Annotated in this window: 5 protein-coding genes; all 5 read right to left on the minus strand. The window is 39.2% G+C overall.

Going from position 1 to position 7,138, the window contains the following annotated elements; genetic code table 11:
- Positions 1-17 precede the first annotated feature (17 nt).
- Positions 18-1,283: an extracellular solute-binding protein gene (locus EKM81_RS06360; protein WP_225420201.1), complete on the minus strand. Its 1,266-nt coding sequence runs from the start codon at positions 1,281-1,283 to the stop codon at positions 18-20.
- A gap of 460 nt (positions 1,284-1,743) precedes the next feature.
- Positions 1,744-2,433 carry a tyrosine-protein phosphatase gene (locus EKM81_RS06365; RefSeq protein ID WP_125649992.1) on the minus strand — a complete coding sequence of 230 codons (690 nt, stop codon included), beginning with the start codon at positions 2,431-2,433 and terminating at the stop codon, positions 1,744-1,746.
- Positions 2,434-2,465: 32 nt separating this feature from the next.
- Positions 2,466-4,229 carry a glycoside hydrolase family 13 protein gene (locus EKM81_RS06370; RefSeq protein ID WP_125649994.1) on the minus strand — a complete coding sequence of 588 codons (1,764 nt, stop codon included), beginning with the start codon at positions 4,227-4,229 and terminating at the stop codon, positions 2,466-2,468.
- Between the two features lie 37 nt (positions 4,230-4,266).
- The gene (locus EKM81_RS06375) at positions 4,267-5,955 is read right to left on the minus strand and encodes an alpha-glucosidase (protein WP_125649996.1); all 1,689 of its coding nucleotides are present in this window, start codon (positions 5,953-5,955) and stop codon (positions 4,267-4,269) included.
- 394 nt (positions 5,956-6,349) lie between these two features.
- A complete protein-coding gene (locus EKM81_RS06380; RefSeq protein ID WP_225420202.1) occupies positions 6,350-6,934 on the minus strand; it encodes a metallophosphoesterase in 585 nt (194 codons plus the stop codon).
- Between the last annotated feature and the right edge of the window lie 204 nt (positions 6,935-7,138).

Raw genomic sequence — 7,138 nt, forward strand, 5'->3', positions numbered from 1 at the left:
TATCAAATAAATCCTAACTATTTACTACTATATTTTTGTTCAATCTTTTCTTTGATAACTTTTACACCTTTGTCTGCAGCAACTTTAGAAGTCATCTTACCTGAAGCGGCATTAGTAACGATTGTTTGACCAGCGTCCCAAACCTCAGACATTTCTGGCAAGTTGATTAATGGATCATCAAGCTTGAATTGATTGATAACGGCTGTTGTTAAATCGTTACCAGTTTCTTTAGCATAGCTTTGTGCTTTCAAGTTAGCTGGAATTTCAGAAGTCATCTTGTAGAAAGTCTTTTGGTTTGCTTCGTTAGAAACATAGTCTAAGAACTTCTTAGCAACTGACTTGTTCTTAGAATATTGTGAAATAACATAAGCTTTACCACCACCAAAGGCTTGATAGTTCTTGCCATTGTCTAATTTTGGTAAGACAGCAGCACCGAAATCAAGTTTAGCTTCTTTATAGCTTTCAGCTTTCCATGGGCCATCAATGACAACGGCAGTTTTGCCTTTAGTAAATTGATCATCAATAAAGTTTTGGTTAGCTTTGATATCTTGCATACCTTTTGGCCAGATATTCTTGAAGTAGTTACTCATGTAATCAATTGCTTCAACTGAACCAGCATTGTTTAAACCAATCTTTTTAGGGTTAGTATTGTCATCACCAAATACATAACCGCCATAACCCTTGAACATACCATAGCTAACATAGAAGTTAGTCCATTGTGCTAAGAAACCAACATTCTTAGTTTTGTCATTTTCATACGCATATTTTGGATCTTTAGAAATTTCATCAAGTTCTTTAAAGCTGGTTGGTGCTTTGCTAATTAATTTTTTGTTGTAATACATGACAATCGATTCAATTGTCACTGGAGCACCGTAACCCTTTTTCTCAAATTTAACTGCGTTAGAACCAGTAGTTGCATAACGACCACTTGGTGCAGTATAAGTAGCAATCTGTCCTTGTTGGGCTAAGCCACCAACACGGTCATAAGGTGCCATCATCACATCTGGTGCTTTACCTGCAGGACCATCAAGTTGTAAAGCATCTAATTGATCAAGCATATCCTTGTTAACCATCTTAATCTTGACATTGTTTTTCTTTTCGAAATCGCCCTTAATCTTGTTGATGTATTTCTTATATCCTTTATCAACAGAGATAGTTAATGTTTTCTCACTACTTGAACTTGATTCACTGCTCTTCTTTGAATTACCACAAGCAGCTAATGACAACGCAACAGTCGCTGTTAATGCAACCATTCCTACTGCACGCCATTTTTTCATACTCATTACTTATTCCTCCTAAAATAATTATTGATTTCGCTTACATTGCTTATTATGCTAACTTGCAAGACCATTATCAAGCGTTCAACACGTGTTACCGCTAACAAGATTTAACTTTCTGATATCACTGGTATCACCAATTCGAAAATAAGCCCTCACGAAAACACAACGCCATTTCTATCTTATTGTTGATTTATCAAGCCTAACTACATTCAATAAAATTAATCCACCCTTAATTTGGCAAAAATAAATGTCTTTTTAAATCAATTGTTCATGTTACTTGTAACACACGCTTACTATTCTACAGTAAAAAAAGTCTGTCGGACAGTCTCTCCTCTCACTAAAGAAATTGTCCAACAGACTATTAATATTGATAATTCATTACGTTTGCTTAAAATACTTTAGTCTTGTAAATATAATTGTTGTAACTTCTGTAAATCTAGCCGAGATAGCCCTACTTGATTAATCAAATATGACTGAGCACCGCCAGCTTGAGTGACAAGATCATCATCCGATCAAAATACGTTTTCTTAGCCGTCATAAATGATTCTAGATCCAGCAACGCTTGGCGACTTGCTTGATGTGCCTTAGCTTCCGTGAAAGCTTGCTTGATAATCTTGCAAGAAACAAAATTCGTATAATAATAATCAGCAAAAATCTGGTCTTGATTCACACCCAAGGCCCCCAAGAAGAGCAATGAGACAATACCAGTACGATCTTTACCACCTAGACAATGGTACAACACGCTTTGACCGGCCGCTGAATTAGCTAAGAAGATATCAAAAATCTGTCGATAAGCCCGCTGTGAAAACTCTGAGGTAACTAGTTCCGTATATTCGATCATCATCTGTTGATAGCCAGATTTAACTCGGTTCTGACTGTGATGAGCGGCATCAGTCTCGCTTAATTTAAAAATAGGAATATTGACATAATTAATTCCAGCTATTTGAATATTATCGGGATCATTTTGAACTTCATCAACTGAGCGTAAATCAATCACTGTCCGTATGCCATAATCATAAAGTTTCTGATTATCAGCCGAACTAATATTAATTAAATTGGCCGAACGAACAATTTTTCGATAACTGACTTCCCGACCGTCTTCCGTGTAGGCACCACCTAAGTCACGGACGTTGTGAGTCTTTTCTAATTCAATTTTTTCACCATGAAACCTCTTTTGATTTAAATTTAACCACGTGGTTTAACTTGAATAACATAGCCTTGTTGACCAAGTACTTGACCGACAAAGCTCTGGCTAAGTTGTTGATTTTCATCAAGTTTGAGTGAGCTAACATCCTGACTTTCATCACCCAGATTGAAGGTGCCGATGACCTGTTTTTCTTCGCCAGTTCTCGTTACTTGTATCAGACCACGTTGATCATCAACGATTGTCCACTCTAAATCACCTTGAGTTAATAAATCAGCATTAGCTAAACGTAACTTAATCAAGTCTTGATAAAAAGCAAATAGTTGATGATCCTGTGTTGCTTCATTCCAATTCATTGGTTTCCGACAATCAGGGTCGTTGCCACCATCCATACCAACTTCACTACCATAGTAAATACATGGTTCACCTTCCTGTAAGAAAGTGAAGGCCACAGTTTGCCGCAACAAATCTTTATTATCGTCACAAACTGTTAGTAATCTTGCCGTATCATGGGAATCCAAGGTGTTCAGCATAACCTCATTAACTTGCCGTTGATACAACATCCGTTGATAGTTCAACCCGTCAACCATTCGTTGTGGTGTCAAGGTCTTTTTAACAAAACCATTAACAACAGTTTCTGTAAACGCGTAATTCATAACTGCTGAGAATTGATCACCCATTAGCCATGGTTGTGATGAATGCCAAACTTCACCAAGAATATAGAAGTCCTTCTTGGCAGCGTGACAAGCATCTGCAAAATGACGCCAGAAACGATGATCAACTTCATTGGCAACATCCAAGCGCCACGCATCAATATCAAATTCATTGATCCAATAAGTCGCAACGTTAACTAAATAATCACGAACTTCAGGGTTAGCGGTATTCAGCTTTGGCATATGTGGGGTATAAGCAAAAGTATCATAAGTTAACTCATTAGCCTTTTCAAAATCATCTGTTTCTTTGAAAGCAACTGGAAACTTATTAATATGGAACCAATCCGCAAATTTCGACTTCTGCTCATTGACAACAACATCTTGCCACTGTACAGAACGATCACCCATATGATTAAACACCGCATCAAGCATCACTTTCATCCCGCGACGATGTGCTTCAACTACCAACTTCTGGAAGACCTCTTTATCACCGAAGTCCGGGTCAACTTCCAGATAATCGATAGTATCATATTTATGATTTGAATAAGCCTTAAAAATAGGGCAAAGATATAAACCATTAATACCTAATTCTTGTAGATAATCCAGATGATCAATAATACCTTGTAAATCGCCACCATAATAATCAGTTCGACCTGGTGTTAACTCACTATTCCAAGGTTTGATTCCCTTAGGATCATTATTCACATCACCATTAGCAAATCGTTCTGGAAAGATTTGATACCAAACAGTGTGACGCACCCAATCAGGCTCTTTAAACCGATCGATTTCATGAAAATATGGTTGGCGGAATGGGTTACCTGCACTGGCAATTAATTGTGGCGCAAATGGGAAGACCCCGCGATCACCGTAAAGTACGGCCACGCCATCTTGCCCAACAACTTTAAAATCATATTGGACACGCTTATGGGCAACATCTAATGATGCCTCCCAATAATCAAAGGTTTCAGTATCAGCGATTTTACTCATACTAATCGTTTGATATGAATCGGCGGCATCATAAGGATCCATGTAAAAACACTGCACCTCTTTGACGTCATCCCGTTTTGTCCGTAGACGGACCCGAAAGTCACCTGGTTGATATAAATACGCAAATTCGCTATCAGGGCGATGATAAATTGCTGCTGCTTCCATAAAATTGATTTCCTCTCTCGTCTGTTTTTTTAATAGTCTAAAGCCATGGTAACTGATCTTGCTTCAAAACAATGCTAGACCATGGCGCCAGATGCCATTGGTTATCTGCTAAAGTCACTTGGCCCACAGTGTAAATAATATCGGCATTGGTCCAATCGTCATTACTATAGCTAACTGATTCTCTGGTTAAGTTAGTGACAATCAGTGCTGATTTACCTGCTAAGTAACGCTCATAAACTAATAGTCCAGTTGGTGCTGTCAATAAACGAAATTCACCATTGGCGAAAAGTTCTTGTTGTTTGAGATGCAATAATTGGCGATAAAAGTTTAATAAGCTATCCGGATCTTCCTCTTCTTCGGCTACCGTTACTTGTTTCGTTGCCGTTCTTAGCCAAGGCTCATGTTCCGAGAAGCCTTGATTAACGGTATCATCCCAAGGCATCGGCTGCCGCGCCGGGGTTTTATGTGTTTGCGACAAGTAATGCAACACCGCTGTTTGCTCGCGACCAGACAGTTGTGTCTTTAATGCGGTGACAGTTTGATCTTGAAAGGCAGTAAAGCGTTCCAACTCAACATTTTGTAACCCTAGTTCCTCGCCATAATAAATAATTGGCACACCTTTTTGTAAATATTGCATTGTGGCTAAAGTTTTTAAGCTACGTTCTAAGTACTCAGAATCACCATAAGCTGTCGCCATTCGTGGCATGTCGTGATTACTAAAATATAAAGTTGGTTGCGTGGTTTGGGCTAGTGATGTCTGCCAGTGAACAATGCTTTCAGGTAATTGTGCTAAATCCAATTTTTCTTTCGCTGGCAATTTTAGTTTCATTGCCAAAGCATCTTGATCAGCTAAGCGTTCTTTAGGTAAATTACGGAAACTAACAATCCCATCACACAAAGCATTGCCACGATTAGAGCGTGTATATAAAGCAGCCAATTCAGGCCCGGCGGAAGCACCTTCACCTAAAATAAATAAATCAGGATTAATTTTGCGTAACTCATTAATGAACTCTTGTAAATAAGTGACGACATTAGGCAGATTGGCATACATCGGCTCCGCAATGACAGCACCTTTTTCCGAACTAGGAAAATCTTGATGCAAGTTGGCCTTAGCAATATGGATGAAGGCATCTAATCGTAAGCCATCAACGCCCTTTTCAACCCAATATTTAGCTACTTCAATCATGGCCTGACGTACTTCAGGATTGGCCCAATTTAAATCAGGCATATGTTGATCAAATAAATGGAAGTAATAAGTATTTTTTTCGCTGGGATGCTTCGCCCAAACGGAACCACCAAAGAACGAGCCCCAATTATTCGGTACCTGACCATTTTTTGTTTGCTCCCAAATATAATAATCACGGAACAAACTCTTGGGGCTCTTTAACGCATCCTGAAACCAAGGATGTTGATCAGAAGTATGATTCAAAACAAAATCCAAAATAATGTGCATGTCCAATTCATGGGCACGTTTAATTAATGCATTCATTGTCGCCATCGAACCAAAATGTGGATCAATATTGAAGTAATTGGAAACATCGTATCCATTATCAACTTGCGGTGAAGTGAACACTGGATTGATCCAAATCGCATTCACCCCAAGTTTCTTAATATAATCTAGTCGTTGTAAAAGGCCTTCTAAATCGCCAAGACCATCATTATTACTATCTTGAAAACTACGGGGATAGACCTGATAAATAATGGCGTTATCATACCATTGTTGCATAGCTTAGTCATCCTTTCTCGAAATGATTGCGCTCACGCGTACCTTGCTAATGACTATCTTATGGAAGTAGTCGGCAAACAACAAGCTTGTTACGTGATGTTATCGGTAACAACTTTAACGATCGAAACGTGGCCGTAAAAGGTCATTCTGCGCAACGACAAAAAGAGTCTGAACATAAGTCCATTCTCCAAAAAATAATACGAACTTTCGTTGCTGAAACGTGTTCTCAAAAGGCAACCGGTTCCGCTTAACGCAAAAATGCCTCCATCATAGGCACCCGAGCGGCTACCTGAGTCAATTAAATAACGGGGTGTGTCATGTACTCTGGCTTTCATTTCTAAGTAACCATAACCAGGCCCAACAATTGTTTGAACTGGCGTATGGCCAGTGACAATTATTCGGCCAAGTTCATTTTCATGCCAAGTCCCGCGCCAACGACCATCAGCAAAAAAGTAGTCATTGCGAATCCACAGTAAATCATCACGATGTTGTTTAGCCAGATCATTTTCCCAGCAAATACCGACATGTACAGCCAAAATTGACTCATTTGCCAAATAATTGGTAACTGACTTAAAAAATCTGTGTACTGTTGGAGTGGTGGTTGATTTAAAGCGTGCGCGATTGTTGCCAAATCTTTTTTAGTAATCCCCAGTTTTGGCCAAGTTGCCAAGCCACCGTTAGCTTGCCACGTCCGGGCAATGAAATCATTACGACGCGCCGTTTGAATCCAGAAATCTTCGTGATTGCCCAGAAGCGCAATATCATGGTGTTCAAGTACACGTTCACGAATAATTGCTAGCGTCTGAATTGGATCAACTGCCGAATACTCAACGTGATCACTAAATTTACGCTCATTAAGGCCATCAATATAATCGCCTAAAAAAATAATTTGGCTGTCCGCAATGATTGGATCAGACAATAAAACCGTCAAATCATCAGCGGCACCATGAATATCACCAATAAAAGTTAGATTACTCATGCGCTCACCTACTTACTAATTGATAATCTCATTATACCAAGTTAGCGGTGAGACTCAGGCTACTAGGCTAGCTAGACCAGACAAGAAATCATCATGATGGCGCGCATTAAAAAACACTGACGGTTACTAGGGTCCGTCTGAAAACTACTTAAGTAAGATGCAAATTGAGGCAATGTAGACCGTAGCCAGATAAACATGAGCGAG

Origin of the sequence: Lapidilactobacillus gannanensis (assembly GCF_003946675.1) — a bacterium.
Classification (GTDB): Bacteria; Bacillota; Bacilli; order Lactobacillales; family Lactobacillaceae; genus Lapidilactobacillus; species Lapidilactobacillus gannanensis.